Annotated in this window: 21 protein-coding genes; 6 read left to right on the forward strand and 15 right to left on the reverse strand. The window is 61.9% G+C overall.

Annotated features, from left to right (window positions below):
* Nucleotides 1–59: 59 nt before the first annotated feature.
* From ACTIEN_RS09340 to ACTIEN_RS09385, 10 genes are all read right to left on the reverse strand, one after another.
* Complete coding sequence (locus tag ACTIEN_RS09340) at nucleotides 60–1,241, reverse strand: phage major capsid protein (RefSeq protein WP_439522859.1); 1,182 nt, start codon at nucleotides 1,239–1,241, stop codon at nucleotides 60–62.
* 29 nt (nucleotides 1,242–1,270) lie between these two features.
* A complete protein-coding gene (locus ACTIEN_RS09345) occupies nucleotides 1,271–1,813 on the reverse strand; it encodes an HK97 family phage prohead protease (RefSeq protein WP_439522860.1) in 543 nt (180 codons plus the stop codon).
* A gap of 11 nt (nucleotides 1,814–1,824) precedes the next feature.
* The gene (locus tag ACTIEN_RS09350; RefSeq protein ID WP_439522861.1) at nucleotides 1,825–2,052 is read right to left on the reverse strand and encodes a GTA head formation protein, RCAP_rcc01685 family; all 228 of its coding nucleotides are present in this window, start codon (nucleotides 2,050–2,052) and stop codon (nucleotides 1,825–1,827) included.
* Nucleotides 2,045–3,220 (reverse strand): phage portal protein, encoded by a 1,176-nt coding sequence (locus ACTIEN_RS09355; protein ID WP_439522862.1) that lies wholly within the window; start codon nucleotides 3,218–3,220, stop codon nucleotides 2,045–2,047. Before ACTIEN_RS09355 ends, ACTIEN_RS09350 begins: the two co-directional genes overlap by 8 nt.
* Nucleotides 3,221–3,488: 268 nt before the next feature.
* Entirely contained in the window at nucleotides 3,489–4,856 is a 1,368-nt protein-coding gene (locus ACTIEN_RS09360) for a DNA-packaging protein (protein WP_439522932.1), read from the reverse strand.
* Nucleotides 4,774–5,121, reverse strand: a complete 348-nt coding sequence (locus ACTIEN_RS09365; protein ID WP_439522863.1) for a hypothetical protein — start codon at nucleotides 5,119–5,121, stop codon at nucleotides 4,774–4,776. Before ACTIEN_RS09365 ends, ACTIEN_RS09360 begins: the two co-directional genes overlap by 83 nt.
* Before the next feature lie 245 nt (nucleotides 5,122–5,366).
* Nucleotides 5,367–6,104: a sulfite exporter TauE/SafE family protein gene (locus ACTIEN_RS09370; protein WP_439522864.1), complete on the reverse strand. Its 738-nt coding sequence runs from the start codon at nucleotides 6,102–6,104 to the stop codon at nucleotides 5,367–5,369.
* A 37-nt stretch (nucleotides 6,105–6,141) separates the two neighbouring features.
* Nucleotides 6,142–7,302, reverse strand: a complete 1,161-nt coding sequence (gene mltG, locus ACTIEN_RS09375) for an endolytic transglycosylase MltG (protein ID WP_439522865.1) — start codon at nucleotides 7,300–7,302, stop codon at nucleotides 6,142–6,144.
* Between the two features lie 3 nt (nucleotides 7,303–7,305).
* Nucleotides 7,306–8,568 carry a beta-ketoacyl-ACP synthase II gene (gene fabF / locus ACTIEN_RS09380; protein ID WP_439522866.1) on the reverse strand — a complete coding sequence of 421 codons (1,263 nt, stop codon included), beginning with the start codon at nucleotides 8,566–8,568 and terminating at the stop codon, nucleotides 7,306–7,308.
* Nucleotides 8,569–8,782: 214 nt separating this feature from the next.
* Complete coding sequence (locus ACTIEN_RS09385; protein ID WP_439522867.1) at nucleotides 8,783–9,589, reverse strand: glycosyl transferase; 807 nt, start codon at nucleotides 9,587–9,589, stop codon at nucleotides 8,783–8,785.
* Nucleotides 9,590–9,794: 205 nt separating this feature from the next.
* Between ACTIEN_RS09385 and rsgA the strand changes: the two genes are divergently transcribed.
* Both rsgA and ACTIEN_RS09395 read left to right on the forward strand, forming a co-directional pair.
* Nucleotides 9,795–10,829, forward strand: a complete 1,035-nt coding sequence (rsgA, locus tag ACTIEN_RS09390; protein ID WP_439522868.1) for a ribosome small subunit-dependent GTPase A — start codon at nucleotides 9,795–9,797, stop codon at nucleotides 10,827–10,829.
* 145 nt (nucleotides 10,830–10,974) lie between these two features.
* A complete protein-coding gene (locus ACTIEN_RS09395; RefSeq protein ID WP_439522869.1) occupies nucleotides 10,975–11,409 on the forward strand; it encodes a bleomycin resistance protein in 435 nt (144 codons plus the stop codon).
* Nucleotides 11,410–11,558: 149 nt separating this feature from the next.
* Here the strand turns inward: ACTIEN_RS09395 and ACTIEN_RS09400 are convergent, their stop codons facing one another.
* The 5 genes from ACTIEN_RS09400 to ACTIEN_RS09420 all read right to left on the reverse strand — a co-directional run bounded on the left by ACTIEN_RS09400 (nucleotide 11,559) and on the right by ACTIEN_RS09420 (nucleotide 18,100).
* Entirely contained in the window at nucleotides 11,559–12,722 is a 1,164-nt protein-coding gene (locus ACTIEN_RS09400; protein ID WP_439522870.1) for a M20 aminoacylase family protein, read from the reverse strand.
* Nucleotides 12,723–12,796: 74 nt separating this feature from the next.
* Nucleotides 12,797–14,146 (reverse strand): NAD(P)/FAD-dependent oxidoreductase, encoded by a 1,350-nt coding sequence (locus ACTIEN_RS09405; protein WP_439522871.1) that lies wholly within the window; start codon nucleotides 14,144–14,146, stop codon nucleotides 12,797–12,799.
* Complete coding sequence (gene argE / locus ACTIEN_RS09410; RefSeq protein ID WP_439522872.1) at nucleotides 14,143–15,309, reverse strand: acetylornithine deacetylase; 1,167 nt, start codon at nucleotides 15,307–15,309, stop codon at nucleotides 14,143–14,145. The genes ACTIEN_RS09405 and argE overlap by 4 nt, the downstream gene beginning before the upstream one ends.
* Nucleotides 15,310–15,313: 4 nt before the next feature.
* Nucleotides 15,314–16,249, reverse strand: coding sequence for an endonuclease (locus ACTIEN_RS09415; RefSeq protein WP_439522873.1), 936 nt, complete (start codon nucleotides 16,247–16,249; stop codon nucleotides 15,314–15,316).
* Nucleotides 16,250–16,279: 30 nt separating this feature from the next.
* Nucleotides 16,280–18,100 (reverse strand): ABC transporter ATP-binding protein, encoded by a 1,821-nt coding sequence (locus tag ACTIEN_RS09420; RefSeq protein WP_439522874.1) that lies wholly within the window; start codon nucleotides 18,098–18,100, stop codon nucleotides 16,280–16,282.
* Between the two features lie 266 nt (nucleotides 18,101–18,366).
* Between ACTIEN_RS09420 and ACTIEN_RS09425 the strand changes: the two genes are divergently transcribed.
* From ACTIEN_RS09425 to ACTIEN_RS09440, 4 genes are all read left to right on the forward strand, one after another.
* Nucleotides 18,367–20,073 (forward strand): peptide ABC transporter substrate-binding protein, encoded by a 1,707-nt coding sequence (locus tag ACTIEN_RS09425; RefSeq protein WP_439522875.1) that lies wholly within the window; start codon nucleotides 18,367–18,369, stop codon nucleotides 20,071–20,073.
* An 87-nt stretch (nucleotides 20,074–20,160) separates the two neighbouring features.
* Nucleotides 20,161–21,198: an ABC transporter permease gene (locus ACTIEN_RS09430; RefSeq protein ID WP_439522876.1), complete on the forward strand. Its 1,038-nt coding sequence runs from the start codon at nucleotides 20,161–20,163 to the stop codon at nucleotides 21,196–21,198.
* A complete protein-coding gene (locus ACTIEN_RS09435) occupies nucleotides 21,191–22,171 on the forward strand; it encodes an ABC transporter permease (protein ID WP_439522877.1) in 981 nt (326 codons plus the stop codon). Before ACTIEN_RS09430 ends, ACTIEN_RS09435 begins: the two co-directional genes overlap by 8 nt.
* Before the next feature lie 226 nt (nucleotides 22,172–22,397).
* A complete protein-coding gene (locus tag ACTIEN_RS09440; RefSeq protein WP_439522878.1) occupies nucleotides 22,398–23,450 on the forward strand; it encodes a YeeE/YedE family protein in 1,053 nt (350 codons plus the stop codon).
* Nucleotide 23,451 lies beyond the last annotated feature (1 nt).

Consider the following 23,451-nt stretch of genomic DNA (forward strand, 5'->3'; position numbering starts at 1 on the left):
GGCGCGCGCCCCATGAGGAAGACGGCCCGCACCGCCTTCCCCATGTCCGCCTTCACCGTTTAGGCGACGGCAAAGCGCAGCAGCTTGATCGCGGCAAAATCGCTCACATCCCCGCCCACACGCTTGGTCGCGTAGAACAACACATGCGGCTTGGCGCTGAACGGATCACGCAACACCCGAAGATCAGGACGTTCGGCAATCGTGTAGCCCGCGCGGAAATCGCCAAAGGCAATCGCATCAGCCCCCGTCCCGATGTCCGGCATGTCCTCGGCGATCAGCACCGGATAGCCCAGCAGACGCGCAGGCTCGCCCGACGTGAACCCGTCCGACCAAAGGTGGCGCCCATCGGCATCCTTCAGCTTGCGCAGCGTCCCGGCCGTCTTCGAGTTCAGCACAAATGCCGCATTGGCGCGGTATTCCGCCCCCAGCGCGTAGACCAGCTCGATCAGCGCGTCACCATTGCCGATGTCGCCGTCCACGCCCGTCGGCACATAGCCAAGGTTGCCCCAGGTCCAGACATCATTGTCCACCGCTCCGTGGTTCAGGATACCACGCGGCTTGTCATTGCCGTCACCGGTGATGAAGGCTCCTGCCTCGGCACGCGAAAACGTGTCCGCGATCCGGCCCGCAAGCCAGGTCTCGATATCAAACGCCGTGTCGTCCAGCAGGCGCTGACTGGCCTTTGGCATCGCGCTCAGCTCGTGCAGCTTGATCGAAATGCGGTCGATGGTAGGCGTGCCGGTTTCGGTGCGCGCACCGATCTCGTCGGCCCAGCCCGCGCCGGTATCGCCCTGGTCGATCAGCACGTCATAGCTCGACGCCTCGACATTCACGACCGACGCCACCGCGCGCAGCGAGGCGCTGCTCTTCAGCACACCCTGGATGGTGTCCGATGTCACAGGATCGATCAGGAACCCGCCATCGCCGTTCACCACGGTGGACATGGATTTCACGTCCAGCTCCAACCCGCGCAACGCATCGTCATCGCCGGTGCGCAGATAGGCGTCAAACGCCTGGTAATGCACGTCTTGGGTCTTCACACCACCCGCCAGCGCAGGACGCCCCGCATAGGCTGTCTTTCGATCAATCATGGTCATTCGCTTTTCCTGTTCCTGTAGCTTTGTTTCGAAGTCGTCGCGCTGTCGGCGCATGTCGCCCACCAGCCCCGCAAGGGCCGCACCCACCTGGGTGAACGGAGACAGATCTTCCCCGCTCCGCGACGTTGTCCCGGTCTCACTCATCCCGATTTTCCCATCTCTGAAGGGTGGCCCTAGCCGTCCACCAATGTCCGGCGCGCCTCTTCGATCAGGCGTGCCATCTCCCGCAGATCCGCCATTTCGGGGGGCTCCCCCTTGGCTGCAACCCGCGCACTGGGCAGCATCGGAAAGGTCACCAGCGACACCTCCCACAGCTCCAGTTCCGTCAGAACCCTGCGGCCCTGCTTGTCCTTCGTCGCGGCTTTGGTGCGATAGCCAATCGACAACCCGTCAATCGCCCCCGCCGCCACCAGCGCCGCCGCTTCCCGACCACGCGCCACGGTGTCCAGAAGACGCCCCTTCACGTACAAACCGACATCGTCCTCGCGCACCTCGTCCCAGATGCCGATGGGCTGCGCCGGATCATGCTGCCACAGCATCTTCACCGCTCGGCCACTTTCGGCCAACCGCTTCAAAGACGCCGCATAAGCTCCTGTTGCGACGACATCATTGCCCTGATCACACTGCCCGAACCGCGACGCATAGCCTTCGATCACGCAGCCATCCGTGACCGTGATATCCGCGTCGAACCGGCAGAATTTCCGTTCCAAATCCATCCCAAACTCCCTCATGGCGTCACCTGAACAAACTTCAGAAACACATCCGCCAGCACCGCCGCCGCGACGCCATAGACTGCCAGCCAAACCCGCCGCTCCAACCGTTCGATCAACGCCTCGATCCGGTCCAACCGCCCCGAGATGCCCTCGAAACGCAACTGCGTGACCCGCTCATGACCCTCCAGCTTCAGCGCAGGCGCGCAGTCGAACGGTTCGTACCCTCCGCGCCCCTCACTCATCGGCAAGCACCGGCAAGCCCAGCAGCGCGCGCTTTTCAGCCGCGGTCAGAAACTCCGCCCGCGCCACCCGCGCCCATTGCGCATCGCGCTCCGCCGCCAGCGCGGGCACCTGGTCAAGATCGGGCTTGAGCACCAAATCCTGCCCGACATGCTGCGACAGCCACGCACTCAAAGCCGCCGTCACCCGTGACACCAGCGGCAACACCGTCAGCCGGTAAAACGCCCGGTGCGCCTCGGCATAATTGGCAAACGTCGCCTCGCCGGGAATCCCCAACAGCATCGGAGGCACCCCGAACGCCACCGCGATTTCGCGCGCCGCCGCCTCCTTGGTCTTCTGGAACTCCATGTCCGACGGGGAAAACCCCATCGGCTTCCAATCCAGCCCACCTTCCAGCAACATCGGCCGCCCGGCATTGCGCGCACCCATGTGATGGCTCTCGATCTCCTCGACCAGCCGGTCATACTGATCCGACCCCATCCCCGACACACCATCCGTGCCGCGATAGACAATCGCCCCCGAAGGCCGCGCCGCATTGTCCAACAACCCCTTCGACCAGCGCGACGCCGCGTTGTGCACGTCCAGCGCCTGCGCCGCCGCCACCATCGGGCTCAACCCGTAGTGATCATCCTGCGGATGAAACGCTTTCACATGGCAGACAGGCCGCGCGCCCTCGCCCATCTCGAACCGGTGCGATTTGCCGCCGACCCCGTACTCATAGGCCACCGGCCACCCATCCGGCCCCGGCACCAGCTTCATCCGGTCAGATCGCAGTACATGCAGCTCGCCAGGCACGCTGCCGGCACCCACTGCTTCGAAGTACCCATCCCCGGACAAGAGCAACTGCCCGTAGAACGCCTCGAACAATTCCGCCTGCCCCTGCGCCGTGTTCGGCCTGCGCAACAGGTCCAAAAGCGGATGCATCTCATAGCGCTGCGCCTGGTCCTGCAACACCAGCGGAACCGCCGCGCCCGCCTCTGCGATCAGCTTGACCGCCCGAAATCCCACCGGGTTCCCAGTGAACCCCGTCCGCGTCAAAGACGCCGTATCCCGCGCCGACCACGCCACGCGGCCCATGTTCTGCCACGCCACAACCGGCCCCGTCGCACTGGCCTTGGCCTCGATCCCGGCCTCTTTCTTGCGTCCCTGCCGAAAGATGTCCCACACCATGCTGCCCATGCTCCTCGCAAATCCCGTTTCGTTTCCGGCGCGGCCGGAAAGGTCTCTCGAACCCTTCCGACCGGCCATGTGCCAAAGACCCAAGCCCACAGGTCTCTGGCGCCCCCAGACACGGCTCCCTCGTCCGCAGCCCGCCGCATCGCAAGGCCCCGCTCCCAAATCACCGTTCCGTCAAATTCCGTGACGCGCTCCTGACCGCGCCTTCCGATGAAACCAACCTAACCGGCAAAGGTTAACGGCTGGAAACCATACCGTGCGGTCATCGGCGCAACGTCCGAACCCGCGGAACACGCCACTCCGCCGCCCGCGCGATCACCAGATCGGTCAGCGCCCAGACCAACGCATCCAGTCGGTCCGGCGACCCCGTTCCCTGGTATCCCAGCCGCGTCATCTGGCACATCTCATCCTCCAGCGCGTCAAATGCCCCGTAATGCGCCACGCGCCCCTGCTCGTACAAAGCCGCCACCGGCTCGGCCCGCGCCGCCTTGGACCGCGATGCATGCACCCGCACCACCGGTACCATCGGATCGACCTGCCGCAACACGGCCTCGACCATGTCACCACCCTGGTTGACCTCGGCCACCAGCGCATGCGCACCCCAGCGCTCCATCGCCGTGATCGCCCGCCGCGCCCAGACCAGAGGCGACACACCCTGCACGGTGCAATCCTCCAGCACCACCGCCCGCCAATCCTGCGGCGGCCCGTCCGTGACCACCCCGGCCACGACGATCCCGCAGGCATCCGATCCCTTGCCGCTGCTTGCGGTCGGATCAACCGCCACCACGATCCGGTCAAACGCCGGAAGCACGGAACACCGCGCCCGCTCCAACGCCTCCATCGACCAAAGCGCACCTTCGGCTTGATCCAGCAAATCCCCGTCAAGTTCCTGCCGCCCCAACCGCGTGCCCGCATAGCGCGCCCGCACCTCGTCCAGAAACGACGACGCCAGATAGGCCCGGTTCGCCTCGGTCGGCGCACGCGTCACAACGGTGGACGGCGCTGCCAACAAACCCTTCAGAACACTCACATTCCGCGGTGTTGTCGTCACACAAACCCGCGGATGCGACCCCAGTCGCAGCGTGAACTGCAACATGTCCCACGCCTCCTGCGCGCGCTTCCACTTGGCCAATTCATCCACCCACGCGCCGTCAAACTGCGGTCCGCGCAAACTCTCCGGATCATGCGCCGAACACGCCACAGCCTCGGCCCCGTTGGGCCAGCGCAGCATCCGCCGCGTCGCAAGCCATTCGGGCCGCCGATCAGGTGGCGAACAAGCCATGATCCCGCTGTCGCCAAAGATCATCACCTCGCGCACCTGATCCAACGTTTCGCCCACCAGCGCCACGCGGCGGGCAGCACCCTTGTCCAATGGCCGCGATCCCTCGACCATGGACCGCACCCATTCGGCACCGGCGCGGGTTTTCCCCGCGCCGCGCCCACCAAGGATCACCCACGACCGCCAGTCCCCCTCTGGGGGCAACTGGTGCGGATGCGCCCAGAACTCGAACAGGTAGGGCAGCGCCAGAAGCGCCCCATCCACCTCTTCAAGACTGCTCAGGAACGCGTCCTTCTCGGCAACACTGGCGAAGGCGATCAAGTCGGCACCCGACCGCAACCCGCGCCGCATCGAGGTCAAGCCCGTAAGCCCCTTCAATGGCGGCATGTTCTCGGCGATGTCTTTCAATCTGAACCTCCGTATCCTTGGCGTGTTTCAGCCAGGCCCGCAATTCGGACAGCGCCTTGGCTGCCTCGGTTGCCGTGCCCGTTTCTCCGGCCTCCACCTTGCTGCGCAGGGCTGCCACCATCTCGCGGATGGTGCGCAACTCCTGCGCAATGGCATCGCGCTCTGTCTCAAGCGCGCTGCCCGTTTCTTCTGCAGTGATCAAAACCATGCGATCCCTGCCTCCTGTGCTGAATGGATCTCCGTCCATCGACGCACCGGCAGGCCACGGGATACCCCGCAACCTTTTGATGCCTAGCAGGCACGAAGCAATAGACCGTCAATGAGGAAAGAAGCGCCTAACGCGCCGCGCGGAGGTTTAAGACCTCGGCAAGACCTCGCTCCGAAAGGCACAAAACCCATGAGCAGGTCACAAATTGAAGTGATTCAGGCATTCTTAACCACTACGAGCGCGGCTCAGAAAATCCCCCGCCGCAGCAGGTTCAGCCCAAGGACCAGGAAGACGTACAGCACCAGCTTGCGGAAACTCTCATTCGAAAACCGCGACCGCAACCGCGCCCCCAACGTGAAGCCCAGCAATGTCGGCAGGATCAGCAGCAAAGACACCATGCCCAGCTCGGGTGTCACCAGCCCTTGCTGCACATAAGCCACGGCAAAGGGCACACCGCCGACGAACAACAACAGGCCCGTCGCCCGGACAAACTCGTCCTTGGGCACCTGCCGCGCGCTCATATACATGATGACAGGCGCAATCCAGACCCCGGACAGCCCGCCCAGAATGCCCGCAAGATTGCCAAAGACGAATTGCGCAAGCGTGTCGAACCGATCCGGAATGCGCGGCATGACAAAGCGCAGATTCAAAACCGCGAAAGACACGATGGACAAGCCAAGCGCAAGAAAGATCACCCGGTCCGACAGATCGGCAGAAAGCCATACCGTCAGGAACACGCTCACGCCCAGCGAGATCGCAAACACCCAATAGCGCGAAATCGCGCCGCGCAGATCGCCCATCGTCCAGATCTGCCAGGCGTTCGACGCAATGATCGGGCCCAGCCCCATCGCGATCGCCGTGCGCGGGTCAATGACCATGGTCAACATGCTGATCGCCGCCGTGGGCAACCCGATGCCCACGAGCCCCTTGACCGACCCGGCAATGACAAACACCACTGCGCCGATAAGCAGAAAGTCGATCATCCCCATCCCGAGGACACCCCGTCAGGAAAAGGCAGGCTCAATTCTCCCGCTGCGCTTCAAGCGCCCGATACGCCGCGACATTCTCGTTATGCTCGGCCAGAGTTTCCGCGAAGTTGTGTCCATCGGATGGATCAAGAGTCTTGGCGACAAAGAAAATGTACCCGGTATCATCCGGGTTCAACGCCGCCTCGATACTGGCGCGGCCCGGATTGGCAATCGGGGTCGGCGGCAGCCCGTCGATCACATAGGTGTTCCAAGGCGTCTCGCGCCGCAGTTCGCTCTGCCGCAACCCACGCCCCAACACACCTTCACCCTTGGTGATGCCATAGATCACCGTCGGGTCGGTCTGAAGCCGGATGCCTTGCTCCAGACGGTTGTTGAACACACTGGACACGAGGAAGCGTTCCTCCGGCGTGCCGGTTTCCTTCTCGATGATCGACGCAAGGATCAACGCCTCCTCCGGGCTGGCCAGGGGCAGCCCATCCTGACGGTTTGACCAGGCCTCGGCCAGAATCCGATCCTGCGCCGACGCCATTCGGGCCAGAAGCTCAGAACGGTTGTCCCCCGTGCTGATCTCATAGCTGTCCGGAGCAAGCGATCCTTCCGCAGGGGTCTCTTCGATGTCCCCGTCCAGAATGTCGATTTGGCCCAATTCCTGCACGATCTGCCAGCTGGTCACACCTTCCGCCAGCGCCACACGATAGCGCGTATCGGTCTCGGCTTTCACGTCAATATATTCCGCCGGAGCTGCGTCCTCTTCCGGATTGAATTCCGCAATTTCCTCAAACCGCCCCGTCGCCGGATCAAGCTCGCGCACCTGCACCGAGGCACGCGTGATCCCGATACGGTACACCACTTCGGTCCCACAGGTACTGGCCCCGCCACGCGTCACGATATCCACGATCTGCTCCATCGACGCGCCTTCCGGCACTAGGAACGACCCGGCCTTCAATTCGGACGTCTTGCCGGCATAATCCGCACCGACCCGCAAAAGCGCCGCACTCGATACAGCACCGTCCCGCGCCAGGTTGTCCGACACCCGCCGGAAATTCGTCCCCCGCTCGACCTGGACACAGATCGGCTGCTCCAACGGCCCTTCAGAGACATAGGTGTTTTGCGCCCAGATCAGCACACCACCCAGGAGAAAAACCAGAACAACCAGAAAAGTCAGCGCGTTAGACGCAATATGTCGCCACATGATCTAGCGGTCCATCCGGCCGAAGACGACGCTGGCATTGGTCCCGCCAAACCCGAAAGAGTTCGACAACGCATAGGTGATCTCGCGCGCCCGCTTGGCGTTCGGCGCAAGGTCGATCTTGGTTTCGACCGCCGGCGTGTCCAGATTGATCGTCGGAGGCGCCACCTGGTCGCGGATCGCAAGGATCGAAAAGATCGCCTCGATCGCCCCCGCAGCCCCCAACAGGTGCCCGGTCGCGGATTTGGTCGACGACATCGTGACCTTGCCCGCCGCGTCGCCCATCATCCGCTCGACCGCACCCAGCTCGATCACATCTGCCATGGTCGACGTGCCATGCGCGTTGATGTAATCAATATCGGCAGGCTCGATCCCGGCATTCTTCAGCGCCGCACGCATTGACCGCTCGCCACCTTCCCCATCCTCGGACGGCGCGGTGATGTGATATGCGTCGCCCGACAGACCATAGCCACACACTTCGGCATAGATCCGCGCGCCCCGCGCCTTGGCATGCTCGTATTCCTCAAGCACAACGACTCCCGCGCCTTCCCCCATGACGAACCCGTCGCGGTCCGCATCATAAGGGCGGCTCGCCGCCTTGGGGGTCTCGCTGCGCTTCGTGGACAGCGCCTTGCACGCATTGAACCCGGCAATCCCGATCTCGGAAATCGCCGCCTCGGCCCCGCCGGCCACCATCACGTCCGCATCCCCGAAGATGATCAGCCGCGCCGCATCCCCAATGGCATGCGCGCCGGTCGAACAGGCGGTCACAACCGCATGGTTTGGCCCCTTGAAGCCGTACTTGATCGACACATTCCCCGAAATCAGGTTGATCAACGCGCCGGGAATAAAGAATGGAGACACCCGCCGTGGCCCCTTGTCGCGGATCAGCAACGCGGTCTCGGCAATCGAATTGAGCCCACCAATGCCCGATCCAATCATCACCCCGGTGCGCAACCGGCTCTCTTCATCCTCGGGCATCCACCCGGCATCCCGCACCGCCTGATGCGCGGCCGCCATGCCGAACAGGATGAACTCGTCGACCTTGCGCTGCTCTTTCTTGTCAAGATAGGTGTCCGGATTGAACGTCCCGTCGGATCCGTCCCCATAAGGCACCTCGCAGGCATAATCCGTCGCAAGATGACTGGCATCGAACTTTGAGATCGTCCCCGCCCCGGACTGCCCGTCCAGAATGCGCGACCAACTCGCCTCGACCCCGTCCGCAAGCGGTGTCACCAATCCCAAGCCCGTCACAACTACTCGACGCATGGTGTTGCCCTTCCCTCGAATGCTCTTGTCCGCTCTTACCCCGTTCGCGTCGACACCCGCAAGACTCGAGCCGCACAGGCGTCCATTCTTCGCTGGTTTTCAAATATCCAGGGGTCTGGGGCGTCGTCCATTGGACTCGACCCAATGGAGCCCCGATGGACGACCCCAGTGTTTCCGTCAACGCATACACGAAATGCGTCGACGCATCGTCCGCCTACCCCCAGCGATCCCCCAGATCCACCCGTGCCCGGTCGACCCAATGGTCCTGCAACCACGCTGTCGGCTTGGCGTAGCGGATCAATGACCCGCGATAGCCTTCAATCGCCTCGGGCATCTTGGGACGTCCGTGGAAACACACCACCCGCGCATCTTCAGCAAGGCGCGCCGGATGCAGGTAATTGCCCGGAAACGGGTTGCAATCATACTTGAAGCTCACCACCCAATTGCCCGGAATATAAGTGAAAACCTCATTCTTCATCGCCTTGTGCGAGGTGTAGCGCTGCTCTGATCCGCGCGCGATCTCGACTTCCGCGTAGGCATCCGCAGCCAGATCCTCATACAGAAACCCATGCAGCCCCGGATCATAGCGAAACACCGACCCGTGCCCCGTGGGCCGTCCCTTGCGCGCCTCGGTCCAGTCGTGGCGCATCACCACATGCCCTGGCGCCAGCGTCAGAAGATCGTCCAGCGATCCGGTGATCACCACGTCCAGATCGAAGCCAAGAACCGGCCCCTCCAGATCGGGGATCAAACCGGGGCGAAACAGCGAAACCTTGCGCATCGCGCCCTGGCGGTTGGCAACCTTCAGCGCAGCCGCCATCGGCTCGGCAAATGGCTCCACCGGCAGGCCGAGCACCTCGATCTCGGGATGCAGCCCTTCGGCGTGCTCCGTCATACACACAAAACGCACCGGGCAGGACAGGTTCCGCCGCACGCCGGAATACAGCCGATTGACGTATTCCGGACCGAACAGGGTGCCCCACTTGATACAGGCGACAGTGGCTTTGGAAGGCAAGATCATGCGCCCGCTTAGCAACGGATCCGCGAAATGACCAGATGCCGCTTGGCGCGATCCGCCCGGACACATATAGTGGCGGCAATCGAAGCTGAGATGCAGGAGGGTATGATGGAGATTGTATGCGCCCTGCGGGTGTCAGGCTGATCGCCGCACCCGGCCCAAACATGTGCCCTATCGGGGCAGGTTTCTCAGCCACAGGATCACTCCATTGACCCGTTATTCCCTCACCGACCTCGGATGGTCGGACCATTTCGCGCGGCAACGCAAAGACGTTGACGCCCATCTCATCCCGGCCCGCATCTCCGAGGTACATCGCAGCCAGCTTGTCGCCCTCTCTGAGTCGGGCGAACACCGGCTGATCCCCGCCGACAGTGCAGGCGCCTATGCCGTCGGCGACTGGGTGCTGACCGACGGCACCACCGCGCTGCAACGGCTCGACCCCATCACGGACCTGCACCGCCGCGCCGCGGGCCACACCGTCAGCGACCAGCGCATCGCGGCCAATGTCGACACCGTGGGCCTTGTCACCAGCTGCAACGCCGATTTCAACGTCGCGCGCCTCGAACGCTATCTTGCCCTGGCACTGGCGTCGAACGCGCTGCCGCTGGTGATCCTCACCAAGGCCGATCTCTGCGACGATCCCGACGACTTCAGACGCAAGGCCGAACGCCTGTCCCCTCTGGTCACCGCGATCACGATCAACGCCAAGGATCCCGAGGATGTCAAACGCCTCAACCCGTGGTGCAGCACTGCGCAGACGCTTGCCCTGCTCGGCTCGTCAGGGGTCGGCAAAACCACGCTGCGCAACGCCCTGACCGGCGAGGCCGAGGCGACGCAGGACATCCGCGAAGATGACGGCAAAGGCCGCCACACCACCACCCACCGCGCCTTGCGTCCAACTCTGGCGGGTGGCTGGCTGATCGACACGCCGGGGATGCGCGAATTGCAGCTGTCGGGCACCAGCGAAGGCCTCGAAGAGCTGTTCGACGACATCGAAACCCTTGCAGCCCGGTGCAAATTCTCGAACTGCGCCCATGCCAGCGAACCCGGCTGCGCCGTCAAGGCCGCCCTCAAGGACGGCACACTCGACCAGTCCCGGTTCGACCGCTGGCAAAAACTCCGGCGCGAGGACCAGTACAATTCAGAATCCATCGCCGCCGCCCGCGCCCGGCAGAAATCATTTGGCCGCGTCGTCAAGGAGGCGGTCGCAAAAAGCAAACACAAGCGCGGTTACGAGGAGTGAAATGAAAACGGCGGGCTGTGAGGCCCGCTGTTTTCGTCTGACAGAGCAGTTGGGTGATCCTTGAGCGCAATGGTCGCTATGAGCCCAAATTGACTGAACAACATCTGTACCCTACTGCTCTGAGCATCATCAGAGGTCAATTTTCATGCCCTGCTTAGTAGTTCCTGAATTTGCTGTTTCTGACTGGCTAAAGTCTCGTGAATTTTACTGCGACGTTTTGGGGTTTACCTGCCTCTATGAACGTCCTGAAGAAGGTTTTTGCTATCTCAGTCTTAACGGGGCAGAGCTGATGATAGATCAAATAGGAACGGGAAGAACGTTTGATGACGGACACTTGCCAACAAAATATCCATTCGGAAAAGGTCTAAACGTCCAAATTGAAGTCGAAGAGATTGCGCCTCTTACAAAAGCATTGGCCGCTGCTGAGATGCCGCTTTACCTCGAGGTTGAGGACAAATGGTACCGCAAGGATGACTACGAGGTTGGCAACCGACAGTTTGTTGTTGCTGATCCTGACGGATACCTACTTCGCTTCTTTCAACCCCTTGGTGGTAAGGTCCGCAAAGTCCCGCTAACCTGACATTCGGCTTACGCACCGCCAGAAAAGTTCTCAGGGAATGCACTTAGAACCCGGCACCGTCGCAATACCGGTACTCTCCCCCAAAGCAGGATAAAACGCAAAACGGCGGGCCATCACAGCCCGCCGTTCCAAACTCGCTGACGCAACCCTTACGCCGCAGGCATCCGCCGCTCGACAATCTCGGCCCACCAGGAACAGCCTGCCGGGATCGCATCGTCGTTAAAGTTGTATTCCGGGTGATGCACTGCCGCCGTATCGCCATTGCCGACAAGGATATACGCGCCAGGACGTTCCTCGAGCATGAAGGCGAAATCCTCACCCCCCATGACCAGCGGCGCGTCTTCGCAGGCACCAGACACCGACTTCGCCACCTCGGCGGCAAATTCGGTCTGCTCGTCGTGGTTCACCATCACCGGGTAGCCACGATGGTAGTCCACATGAACCTTGCCGCCAAACGTGTCCGCGACACCGGCACAGACCCCCTTGATCCGCGTTTCCGCAAGATCCCGCATCTCGGTCGACATCGTCCGTACCGTGCCTTTCAGGTGCACGCGCTGCGGAATGACGTTGAACGCCTTGGACGAGGTCTCGAACGACGTCACCGACACCACGATCTGATCGGTCGGATCGGCGTTGCGGCTGGCAATCGTCTGCAACGCCAGCACTGCCTGCGAGGCCATCACGGTCGTGTCCACGGTCTCCTGCGGCTTGGCGGCGTGACCACCCTTGCCCTCGAACGTGATGTCGAACTGGTCGGTCGCAGCAAAGAACGCCCCCGGACGGATCGAGAAACTGCCAACCGGCTTTCCGGGCCAGTTGTGCATGCCGTAGACCTCCTGGATGCCCCAGCGGTCCATCATCCCGTCCTCGCACATCTCGCGGCCACCGCCGCCGCCTTCTTCGGCAGGCTGGAAGATCACCACAACCGTGCCATCGAAATTGCGTGTCTCGCTCAGGTACTTGGCCGCGCCCAAGAGCATCGCCGTATGTCCGTCATGCCCGCAGGCATGCATCGCGCCATCGGTCTTGGACTTGTACTCAAGCCCCGTCTGCTCGTGGATTGGCAGCGCGTCCATGTCGGCGCGCAGCCCGATCACCTTGCCCGCGGTATCGGTCTTGCCCTTGATGACCCCGACAACACCGGTACGCCCGATACCGGTCACGATCTCATCACAGCCGAACTCCTTGAGCCGGTCGGCCACCAGCGCGCTGGTGCGGTGGGTTTCGAACAGGATCTCGGGGTTCTCGTGCATGTCCCGTCGCCAGGCGGTGATTTCATCCTGCAATTCGGCAAAGCGGTTCTTGACCGGCATGGGGGTCATCCTCGTGTTAAATGAATGGAGTGTCTGCGTAGAACGTGACGCAGACAGCGCCCGGCTTCAAGGGGTCACAGCGCCGGACCCAAATCCATCACGCTGCCATCGCTGAACCGCGCCAGCCGGAACCGCCGCAGATCATGCCCCGGCACATCGCCGCAGACCAGATCGGCCAGCACCCGCCCCACGCCCGGCCCGATGCCGAACCCATGCCCGCTCATGCCGGTGCCAATGGTCAGGCCGGGAATCGCTTCCACCCGGTCCACCACGGGCACCACATCCGGCATCGTGTCGATCATCCCCGCCCACATCGCGCGGTAGCGGATCGGTCCCACTTCGGGGAACAACGCCTGCACCTCAGCAGCCACCTTGCGCAGCTTGCGTGCATTGGGTTTCGGGTTCAGCACGCGGATGCCCTCGAATGGGCTGACCTCGTCACCGTCCCACTGGCGCCTGGTGCCCCACGCATCCGGGTAACCCTTGGGCGCGGCAGGCAGAAACCGGGTGCCAAACGGATCGTTCATCAGTTGCGCGCGGAATTTCGGCAGCGCACGGAACGCGTCCGGCCCGACGAACAATTCGTGAAAGCCCCCCGCCGCCAGCGACGCCCCGCCATCTGCCCGCGTTCGAAAGGCGAATTTGCCACCCGCCGCAGCGCCCTGATGCGGCAGGGCCACAGAGTCTGTCGCTCCGGCACTGGCCCGCACCGACAGTTGCGGAATCGCCACCCCATGCGCCCGCAGGAACAACGACGACCACGCGCCGCCCGCCACAACCACATCCAAACAGGCGATGCGCCCGGCTTCGGTGAACACCCCCGTGATGCGTCCCGCTTCAAGGTCCAGCTTTCGCGCCGCACAGCTCTCGACGATCACGGCGCCCTCGCGCAGCGCGATCCCCGCCAGCGCAGGCACGGCCACCCACGGCTCTGCGCGCATGTCAGACGGAGTGGTCAACGCGCCGACAAAACCGCCTTTGGCCAGTTCAGGAAACCGCTGTTTCAACGCGGCACGGTCCAGCACCTCGGTATCCACACCCTGCGCTGTGGCATAGGGCAGCCAATCGGCAAAACCGGCCAGCTCTTTCTCGCTCTCGGCCAGATAGGTCACGCCGGACCGTTTCAGCCCGATGTCAACGTTGGTCTGGCTGGCAAGCTCGGTCCAGAGCGTGTTCGCCTCGACCATGATCGGCAATTCATCCGGGTCGCGCCCCTGCTGCCGGATCCAGCCCCAGTTGCGCGAAGACTGCTCCCCGGCGATGCGCCCCTTTTCCAGAAGCACCACACGCCGCCCCTTGCGCGCCAGATACAGCGCCGTGCAGACGCCGATCACCCCTCCACCGATCACCACGACATCCGTCTCGGACGGAGGCGGCCCGGCAAAGGCAATCGGGCTGTGTTCGGAAATCGGAAACGAGATCATGTCGAGAGGTGATCCAGCAGCCGTTCCATGAACGCCTGTCCTTCGTTGAATTGCGCAACCGTGATGTATTCATCCGGTTGATGCGCCACGGCGATGTCACCGGGGCCACAGACCACCACGGAATAACCCGCCGTCTGAAAATGGCTCGCTTCGGTGCCGTAGGAAACGTATTGTGTGCCGTTGTCCCCGGTCAGTTGCCGCACAAGGGTTTCCGCCGCACCCCCATCCTCGGGCTTGAAGGGCGGCAGGGAAAACGCAGGCTTGATCTCGATCCACGCCTCTGGCCGGACCGCCTTCATTTCCGCTTCGATCTCGGCCGCCGCCTCGCGCAGCTTCACCTCCCACGCCTCGAGCGTTTCGCCGGGCACCACGCGAAAGCCCAGACCGAACTCGCAATCCTTGGCGGTGATGTTATGCGCCGTGCCGCCGCTGATCTGGCCGACATGCACATTGGTGTAAGGCGGGTTGAACTGCGCCGCGATCGGTCCCGGCGCGGCGTTGGCATTCTCTGCGTTTATCCGGTTCGCCCATTCGATCAGTTTGGCCCCGTACATGATTGCGCTGACGCCGGTGTGCATGATCGAGGAATGTACCTCAAACCCATGAAAATGCACCCAAAACGTGTTGCCACCCTTATGCCCGGTCACGGCCTTGAGCATCGTCGGTTCCCCCACGATCACCGTGTCCGCTTTTGGAACAACACCCTGCATCGCCTCGATCAACGGCGGCGCCCCGGTGCAGCCGATTTCCTCGTCATAACTCAGCGCGATCTGCACGGGCCGCGTCACGTCGCGATACTTCGCCTCGACCAGCGCCCAGATCGCCAGCGCGTCAAAGCCCTTCATGTCGGTGGTGCCGCGCCCGTACAGCTTGCCGTCTATCTCGGTCACGGTGTAGGGATCGGTGCTCCAAGGTTGCCCATCGGTCGGCACGACATCCGTGTGGCCAGACAGCACCACGCCGCCTGCAACTTCTGGCCCGACATGCGCAAAAAGCCCTGCTTTCAACGGATCGTCGGATTTCACATGCCGATGGCTTTGGACCCCGTGTTCCGCAAAATAGGACTCGACCCAGTCGATCAAAGGCAGGTTGGTGTCACGGCTGACGGTGGGAAATTTTACCAACTGGTCAAGAATGGCGCGCGGGGTCAGGCGGTTTTGCATAATCTCACTTCTGGGCTGACGGGAGCAGGTAATCAGCATAGGCCGGATGATGGTCCGATGGCCATTCGCCGTCAAACCTCTCTTGCACCACAACCGGCCCTTTGCTTAGGTCAACATCGGATGTGCGACTCAAATGGTCAATGGCTCCAAGTAGGTGTACACCTCTGTTCAGGTGATACGTCGCGCCGGGCGTGCGGTCGAACACCACGCCCGACTCCTCGAGAATGTCCATAGTCCGCGCCCCGTGCAGCGCGTTGAGATCCCCGACAAGGAACACCGCCTCGCCCGCGTCGATCCACGGCTTGATCCGGTCGCGCACCAACGTGGCGGACAAAAGCCTGTTGGAGCCGCTGGAATATTCGAAATGCACATTCGCAACCCGGAACTGCGCGCCGGTCTCACTATCCTCGAACTGAACCCAGGTGGCGAAGGCAGGATAAGAACCGTTGAAGGTGCGCGAATAGATCACATCCGGGGTTTCTGAGAAGAAAAACCATCCCTGATCAATAATTTGCAAGCGATCCTTAAGGTAGAATAACGGCTGCGTTGTCGGAAATTCCCGCCAATGCCCGGTCGCGGCCACACCATAGGAAGGATTGCGCTCTGCCAAATAATCACGGGCAAGGTTCACCGACCCGTCGCTGCCGCGCTGAAAGCTTTCCATCTCTTGAAACGCGACAACATCGGCCTGCAACGCCTTGAATGCACTGTCCAAAGGCCCCTTGCGCCGTTCCCAGTCACCCACCGACCACGCGCCGGTCTCTTCGCTCAGGACGATGTAATGCACATTATAGGTCGCGATCCGAAGCGCCTCGCCTTCCGGTGGCGCAAGTGCCACATCGCCTTCGCTATTGGTGACATGCAGCGCGCACGCCACCAGCGTCAAAAGCGCAATGCCCCCGACCAGCACACGGAAGACCCAACGAGAAAATCGTACCATACCGCCACCTATCAGCGATGACCGAACAGGTCAGTAGCCGCTGTCGGTGATCAGCACTTTGTGACCGGGTTCGACCTCGCGATAGACGGACGGTTCGGCGACATAGTCCAGCCCGTGGATCGGCGACGGGATCGGTTTGAAGTTCAAATCCTTCTCGGACTTGCGCTTGCGCGGATCGGCGATCGGCACCGCCTTCATCAAGGCTTGGGTATAAGGGTGCTGCGGGTTCTCGAACACCGCGCGGCGTGGTCCCAGTTCAACGATGCGGCCCAGATACATCACGCCGACATGGTGACTCACCCGTTCGACCACCGCCATATCATGGCTGATGAACAGGAACGAAATCCCCAACTCTGCCTGCAATTCCAGCATCAGGTTCAGCACCTGTGCCTGTACAGACACGTCAAGCGCCGACACCGCCTCATCCGACACGATCAGCTTGGGATTCAGCGCCAAGGCCCGTGCAATCGCGATGCGCTGGCGCTGACCACCGGACAATTCATGCGGATAGCGCTGCATGAAGCTGCGTGGCAGTTCGACCCGGTCGAACAGCATCTCGACCCGTTTCCGCATTTCGGCGCTCGATCCCATGCCGAAATTGCGCATCGGTTCGGACACCTGGTCGGACAGTTGCATCTGCGGATTGAGCGACGCAAAAGGGTCCTGGAAGACCATCTGCATGTCGCGCCGCGCGTCGCGCAGTTCGGATTGGCTCAATGCCATGATGTCCTTGCCATCCAGGAAAATGCTGCCCTCCTGCGGTTCCACAAGACGCAGGATCGACCGACCGGCGGTTGATTTTCCACATCCCGATTCCCCAACAAGACTCAGGGTCTGGCCCTTGTTGACACTGAAGGACAGGTCCTCCACCGCGTGAACATTGGCCACGGTCCGGCGGAAGAACCCACCTTTCACGGTAAAGCGTGTGGTCAGGTGTTTGACCTCAAGCAATACCTCCTCTGCGCCGGTGATCGGCGGCACTTCAGAGCCGTCCTTGCCCAATAGCCGCATCGGGCGCGGCAGGTCGGTGCCGGTCATCTCGCCCAGCTTGGGCACCGCCGCCAGAAGCGCTTGCGTGTATGGGTGCTGCGGGTTCTCGAAGATTTCTTCGACGGTCCCCTCTTCCACCTTGTTGCCGCGGAACATGACCACGACACGGTCGGCCATCTGCGCCACCACCGCCATGTCATGGGTGATGAACATCACCGCCGTGCCGGTTTCCCGTTTGAGCCGGTCCATGAGCGCCAGAATCTCGGCCTGGATGGTCACGTCCAAGGCGGTGGTCGGCTCGTCCGCGATCAGCAAACGCGGCTCGCAGGCCAGCGCCATCGCAATCACCACGCGTTGCCGCATGCCGCCTGACAATTCGTGCGGGTATTGCTTGAGCCGCCGTTCGGGTTCGGGGATGCGCACTTGCCGCATCAGTTCAAGCGCCCGCGCCTCGGCCTGGGACCTGCTCATGTTTTTGTGCAATCGCAAACCTTCGGTCAGCTGCTTGCCCACGGTGAAGACCGGGTTGAGCGCCGTCATCGGTTCCTGAAAGATCATCCCGATCTCGTTGCCCCGGATCGTGCGCATCAGGTCCTGATCGGTTTCCGACAGATCGACCGTGCCCGCGTCCTTGCGGTCAAAAAGAAGCCGCCCCCCCGCGATGTCGCCGCCGCCGTATTCGATCAGCCGCATCAGTGCGAGCGACGACACCGATTTACCGGATCCGGATTCACCCACGACGCAAACGGTTTCACCGGGGTTGATATCGAACGAAACGTCTTCGACGCCGACGACGGTTCCGGACTTGGTCTGGAATTCGACGCGAAGGTTTTCGATTTTGGCGATGCTGCCATCCGGCATGGGCGCAGTCCTTTTGCAAACTCTGCACAAACGCTAACCGCAGTTCGCCAAGAGTCAATTTATGTCTCTGCGTCGACTTTGGAATAGGCTGGACGGGACTTGCTTTTTGCGAAAAAGCTGTTTCGATGCGCAGGTAGGGGGAAAATTCCTGTGTTTTGTCGCAAGTAAGCCCGCTTTGTTTGCGTTTGCGTGGCTTTCGGTCAAATCAAGGGACATTCCACCAATAAAAACGACACCGGGAAACTGTGTCTAACAAGGAGAGACAAATGAAAATCACATCCCTACTTATGGGTGCTGCTGCCGCAATTGCCCTTGCGCCCGCCGCTTTTGCAGAGCGTGGCGCGGACGGCGAGGTCAAGATTATTTACTGGCAAGCGCCTTCGATCCTGAACCCGTTCCTGTCAGGCGGCACCAAGGACGTTGAGTCGGCCTCGATGATCGTCGAACCGCTGGCGCGCTTTAATGAAAAAGGTGATCTGGTTCCGTGGCTGGTTCAAGAAATTCCCACAGTCTCAAACGGCGGTGTCAGCGAAGACCTGACGTCGATCACCTGGAAGATCACCCCCGGCCTGACATGGTCCGATGGCACGCCGTTCACATCGGCGGACGTGGCCTTTACACATGAATATTGCACCCATCCTGAAGGTGGTTGCGCCCAGATCACAAAGTTCAATGGCGTTACCAGCGTCGAAACCCCGGATGATCTGACCGTCGTGGTTACGTTCGACGGCCCGACCCCGAACCCCTATGGCCCGTTTGTGGGTGGCGAAAGCCCGATCATCCAGCAGGCGCAATTCGCAGGTTGCCTTGGTGCCGCGGCATCCACCTGCACCGAGCAGAACTTCAACCCGATCGGCACCGGCGCGTTTGTCGTCGATGAGTTCAAGCCGAACGACGTGATCACCATGTCCGCCAACCCGAACTACCGCGACCCGGCAAAACCGGCCTTTGCGTCGGTGACGTTCAAAGGCGGCGGTGATGCGCGGGCAGCCGGTCAGGCCGTGATGGAAACCGGCGAATTCGACTACGCCTGGAACCTGCAGCTTGCGCCCGACGTGATCGCCGCAATGGAAGCAGGCGGCAAAGGTGTTCCGATTGCCGGTTTTGGCCCGCTGCTTGAACGCATCATGATCAACCAGACAGACCCAAGCCCCGACCTGCCCGAAGGCGAACGCTCGACCGCGATGCACCCGCATCCGTTCTTGCAAGAACCGGCGGTCTACAAGGCCATGTCCATGGCCATCGACCGTCCGCTGCTGGTGGAAATCGGCTATGGTCAGGCTGGCAAGGTCGGCTGTTCCTGGGTTCCTGCCCCCGAAGCCTTCGCCTCGACATTTGACGGCTGCGAAACGCAGGACCTCGATGGTGCCAAGGCATTGCTTGATGAGGCCGGAATCGTAGACAGCGATGGCGACGGTGTGCGCGAACACAATGGCGTGCCGCTTTCCATTCTCTATCAATCCTCGACCAACGCCGTCCGTCAGGACTTCCAGGCGCTGATCAAGGAATGGTGGGAACAGATCGGCATGGAAGTCGAACTGCGCAACGTCGACTCGTCCGTGTTCTTCGGTGGTGACCCGGGCAGCCCGGACACGTTCCAGAAGTTCTACGCGGACGTCGAAATGTACGCCAACACCTTCAACGGCACCGACCCGCAGTCCTATCTTGGCAACGGACTCTGCGACAAGGCTCCGCGCCCCGAGACACAGTGGCAGGGTGAAAACATCTCGCGCTTCTGCATGGAGGAATTCGACGCCCTGCACGCAGAGCTGACCCAGACAGCCGACATGGCCGAACGTCAGCGCATCGGGCGTGAACTCAGTGCCATGATGACCGACAATGGCGGTATGATCCCCCTGGTTCACCGGGGTCGTCTGTCGGCACACGCGAACACGCTTGGCGGTGTTGTCCTGAACGTGTGGGACAGCGAGTTGTGGAATGTTGCGGACTGGTTCCGCGTCACGTCCAACTGATCATACATCGCGTTTCTGTAGGGTGGGTCTCATACCCACCCTACGTTTCGTCCATCGCAAAAGACTCATGACCCGAGGCGCCACACGATGCTGACCTTCGCCGTCCGACGACTAATTCTTGCCGTTCCGACGCTTCTGTTCATCAGTTTTGTCATTTTCATGCTTCTGCAACTCGCCCCCGGCGACCCGATGGCACAGGTGCCTTTGACGGTCCCGCCAGAGGTGAAGGAAAAGATGCGCCAGGCGCTTGGCGTCGGGGAGCCGCCGCTGGTGCAATACTGGAAATGGCTGGTTCAGGTGTTCTGGCTCGAGCCAAAAATCTTCGTCGATTACCTGACCAATTCCAGCACCCTGCTGGGCTGGCTGCCCGATACACAGCTTTACCAGAACGAACTGCGCGTGATCTCGTGGCAGACCCGCAGCCCGGTCATGGACATCGTGATCCAGCGTATCCCGCAGACACTCTGGGTGGTGGGCATGGCTTATGTTGTCGGCATCCTGATCGCGCTGCCCATCGGCATCTATTCCGCCTACCGGCAATATTCGATCTTCGACCAGTCGGGCACGTTCATAACGATGATCGGCTTTTCGATCCCGCCCTTCTTCACCGGCCCGCTGCTGATCGTGATCTTCTCGGTTCAGCTTGGCTGGTTTCCGTCGATCTATGACACCACCCATGTGGTGAACGACTGGGCCAGCCTGAAATACCAGCTGTCGCAGATGATCCTGCCGGTGATGGTGCTGGCGCTTCAGACAACCGCCCAGATCAGCCGCTACATGCGCGCGTCGATGCTTGACAACCTCAACCAGGATTATGTCCGCACCGCCCGCGCCAAGGGTCTGAGCGAAGCTGTGGTCGTCACGGTCCACGTCCTGCGCAATTCGATGATCCCCGTCATCACTGTGATCGCGCTCAACGTGCCGGCGATCTTTGGCGGCGCGATCATCACCGAAAACGTGTTCAAGGTGAACGGGATCGGGCAGTTGCTCATCACAGCGCTGTTTGCCAATGACCTGCCGATGGTGATGACCCTGACCTTTATCTTCGCCGTGCTGATCGTTGTCTTCAACCTGATTGCCGATATCCTCTACGGCCTTCTCGACCCGAGGATCCGCTATGACTGAGCCCGTCCAAGCATCCGCCACCCCGATCGAGGCGCTCGCCGACAAGGGCCCGCTGGAGCCGCCGCGCAGCCAGTGGAAAGACGTCTGGGACCAGTTCCGCAAACACAAGGGCGCGATGTTTGGCGGAGGGTTTCTGCTGTTCATCACGCTGGCGGTTCTGGTCGGCCCGTGGATCTGGCAAGTCGATCCGCAAAAGCTCGACATCCGCAACAAGGATCTGCGCCCGATCTGGAGCGCGATCTGGGACAGCACCGCCAAGACCGCCTGGAACCGTCCCTTCGGCACAGACCAGCTTGGCCGCGATCAGCTGGCGCAAATCCTCTCGGGCGGCCGCGCGTCTATGGCTGTCGGTTGGGCCGCGATGATCCTGAGCCTTGTCATCGGCACCACCGTCGGCGTTCTTGCCGGCTTTGCGCGCAAGCTTGACGGCATCCTGATGCGCCTGACGGACCTGTTCCTGTCGCTGCCCATCCTGCCACTGCTGCTGGTCGCCGTGACCCTGTTCCGCCAGCCCCTACGCGAGGCGTTTGGCCCCGAAGGCGGCATGTTCGTGCTGATCGTCGGAATCATCGCCATCACCAGTTGGATGCCCACCGCCCGCATCGTGCGCGGCGACATCCTTGCCCTCAAGGAACGCGAATTCATCCTTGCCGCGCGGTCCATCGGCACCACGCCCTTCCGCATCGTGCAGCGCCACCTGCTGCCCAACGTGCTGTCCCCGATCATGGTCTCGGCCACGCTTGGCCTTGCCACGGCGATCATCACCGAAAGCGCGCTCAGCTTCCTTGGCGTCGGCTTCCCGTCAGATTTCCCGACATGGGGCAAGATGCTGGCAGACGCCGTTTCGCGGATGCAGCAATTCCCCGAACGGGTGATGCTGCCGGGCATCGCGATTTCGCTGACAGTCCTGAGTGTGAACTACCTTGGGGACGGTCTGCGCGACGCGCTCGATCCGCGGATCCGGGGGCGTTAGGGGCGCGGCACCAGACCTCGCGTCAAATAAGACCAAACGACACACACAGTCCGGCTGCGCCCGAACAGCGTTTCGCGCATTTTCTTGAATCGCGGAACGATGTTCCGGGTTGTCGGCGGATCTCAAGACCGTCGTCTTGCAACATGCATGATATAGGCCCGACCTCCCCTTGCCCAAGGAACAATTTCCCTCCATCTGGCGTCACAACAGACGGAAGGACCGACCCATGTTCGAATCCCTTGGCTTTGAGAATTTCACCGCACCGCAAGTCGCGGTTGGCTTGGCGCTTGTCCTTGGGGCCGCCTTTGGCCTGTTGGCCGAACGCACCAAGTTCTGCTTCCGTCGCGGCCTTGTCGGCGACGACCGCAAGCAGGCGATGGGGGTCTGGCTGACCGCATTGGCCGTGGCCGTGATCGGCACACAAGCCGGAGTTCTTTCCGGTTTGATCTCGTTCGACGAACACCGGTTCATGGCAGGTGATCTGCCGATCCTCGCCATCGTTCTGGGTGGATTGATGTTCGGCGCGGGCATGGTTCTGACACGGGGCTGCGTGTCACGCCTGACCGTGCTTTCGGCAAGCGGCAACCTGCGCGGCGTGTTTGTTCTGCTGGTGTTTGCAATCACCGCACATGCGACCCTCAAAGGTGTGCTTGCGCCGGTCCGCACGTCACTGGGTTCGGTCAACGTCCCCTTGGGTGACACCCTGAGCCTTGCCGCCCTGCCCGGTGGCGCTTTGGTCTGGTCCGCGCTGATCGCCCTTGCCGCGCTGGCTGTCGCCTTGCGGTCCGGCAACCGTGCAACAACGTTGATCATGGCGGCACTTCTGGGCGCACTTGTCCCTGCGGGCTGGATCGGCACCGGTTTTGTGCTTTTTGACGATTTCGACCCGGTCGCTTTGCAAAGCCTGTCCTTTACCTCGCCCTTCGCTGATACGCTGTTCTGGACAGTCGCCTCGACCTCGATCCCGGCCAATTTCGGCGTCGGCCTGATCGGCGGTGTTCTGATCGGCGCGCTGCTCTCGTCGCTGATCTTCGGCAGCTTCCAGTGGCAGTCCTTCGACGCGCCACGGGAAACCGGGCGTTATGCGGGCGGTGCTGTCCTGATGGGTGTTGGTGGTGTGCTGGCCGGTGGTTGCACCGTGGGTGCGGGTCTTGCCGGTGTGCCGACATTGTCCATCGCCGCGCTGCTGGCAATCCTGTCCATCGCAGGGGGCGCGCTGCTCACCAACGTGGCGCTCAGGCCAGCGCGGCAGACGGCTTACGCACACCCCGCCGAGTAAA

This window comes from Marivita sp. (assembly GCF_051859345.1).
GTDB lineage: Bacteria > Pseudomonadota > Alphaproteobacteria > Rhodobacterales > Rhodobacteraceae > Marivita.